1 rRNA gene is annotated in these 2,251 nt (G+C 58.7%); it reads right to left on the bottom strand.

From position 1 onward, the window contains the following. Nucleotides 1-2,251, bottom strand: a 23S ribosomal RNA gene (locus ACFSHS_RS22530); the annotation flags it as partial.

Raw genomic sequence — 2,251 nt, 5'->3', positions numbered from 1 at the left:
TTAGACATCCAATTCGACCAGAGTGGTATTTCAACGGCGACTCCACCCGCACTGGCGTGCGGGCTTCGCAGTCTCCCACCTATCCTACACAAGCCGAACCGAACACCAATATCAAGCTATAGTAAAGGTCCCGGGGTCTTTCCGTCCTGCCGCGCGTAACGAGCATCTTTACTCGTAGTGCAATTTCGCCGAGCCTGTGGTTGAGACAGCTGAGAAGTCGTTACGCCATTCGTGCAGGTCGGAACTTACCCGACAAGGAATTTCGCTACCTTAGGATGGTTATAGTTACCACCGCCGTTTACTGGCGCTTGAGTTCTGAGCTTCGCCACAGATGTAGCTAACCCGTCCCCTTAACGTTCCAGCACCGGGCAGGCGTCAGTCCGTATACATCGTCTTACGACTTCGCACGGACCTGTGTTTTTAGTAAACAGTCGCTTCTCACTGGTCTCTGCGGCCTCCTCCCGCTGCCCCGCGCGAAGCGGTTCACGGGCTGAGGCCCCCCTTCTCCCGAAGTTACGGGGGCATTTTGCCGAGTTCCTTAACCACAGTTCGCTCGATCGCCTCGGTATTCTCTACCTGACCACCTGAGTTGGTTTGGGGTACGGGCCGCTCGGAACTCGCTAGAGGCTTTTCTCGGCAGCATAGGATCATCCCATTCGCCTCATTCGGCTATGCGTCGGGCCTCACCCTGCATGCGGAACGGATTTACCTGCTCCGCGGGCCACACCCTTGCTCCGGTACTACCACTCACCGGTAGGACTACCTTCCTGCGTCACCCCATCGCTTGCCTACTACCAGTCCGGATCCCGCGCTAGTTCCCGCGACGACCCTCGAAAGAGCCGGCACGGGTGTTCGGGCGGTTAGCATCGCTGGGTTCGGCATGGGCGTTCCTTCGCGGGTACGGGAATATCAACCCGTTGTCCATCGACTACGCCTGTCGGCCTCGCCTTAGGTCCCGACTCACCCTGGGCGGATTAGCCTGGCCCAGGAACCCTTGGTCTTCCGGCGGGGGAGGTTCTCACTCCCCTCTCGCTACTCATGCCTGCATTCTCACTCGCGTGGCGTCCACGGCTGGATTCCTCCGCCGCTTCCACCGCCACACGACGCTCCCCTACCCATCCACACCCCTGGCCGGCCCTCCGAGGAGAACCGACGGAGATACGTGTGAATGCCACGGCTTCGGCGGTGTGCTTGAGCCCCGCTACATTGTCGGCGCGGAATCACTTGACCAGTGAGCTATTACGCACTCTTTCAAGGATGGCTGCTTCTAAGCCAACCTCCTGGTTGTCTCTGCGACTCCACATCCTTTTCCACTTAGCACACGCTTAGGGGCCTTAGCCGATGATCTGGGCTGTTTCCCTCTCGACTACGAACCTTATCGCCCGCAGTCTCACTGCCACGCTCTCACTTACCGGCATTCGGAGTTTGGTTGACGTCAGTAACCTTGTGGGGCCCATCGGCCATCCAGTGCTCTACCTCCGGCAAGAAACACGTGACGCTGCACCTAAATGCATTTCGGGGAGAACCAGCTATCACCGAGTTTGATTGGCCTTTCACCCCTACCCACAGCTCATCCCCCAGGTTTTCAACCCTGGTGGGTTCGGTCCTCCACGCGGTCTTACCCGCGCTTCAACCTGGCCATGGGTAGATCACTCGGCTTCGGGTCTAGAGCACGCGACTGATTCGCCCTGTTCGGACTCGCTTTCGCTACGGCTACCCCCCACGGGTTAACCTCGCCACGTACCACTAACTCGCAGGCTCATTCTTCAAAAGGCACGCAATCACCCCGGCCCCGAAGGACCTAAGGCTCTCACGGCTTGTAGGCACACGGTTTCAGGTACTATTTCACTCCCCTCCCGGGGTACTTTTCACCTTTCCCTCACGGTACTTGTCCGCTATCGGTCACCAGGGAGTATTCAGGCTTAGCGGGTGGTCCCGCCAGATTCACACCGAATTTCACGGGCTCGGTGCTACTTGGGAAACACGCTCGGGAGGCGCTGCGTTTTCGTGTACGGGGCTCTCACCCTCTCCGGCGACCCCTTCCAGAGGCCTTCCACTAACGACAGCACTTTCTCACTCCCTGAGTGCGCGGCAGCACACTCGGAACGGTCCCACGACCCCGCTCCCACAACCCCTGCCGGGTATCACATGGAAACGGTTTAGCCTCCTCCGCTTTCGCTCGCCACTACTCACGGAATCACGGTTGTTTTCTCTTCCTGTGGGTACTGAGATGTTTCACTTCCCCACGTTC

Source organism: Blastococcus deserti (assembly GCF_042682525.1).
GTDB lineage: Bacteria > Actinomycetota > Actinomycetes > Mycobacteriales > Geodermatophilaceae > Blastococcus_B > Blastococcus_B deserti.
The sequence above is the reverse complement of the archived record's forward strand: the minus strand, read 5'-3'. Positions and strand labels throughout refer to the sequence as shown.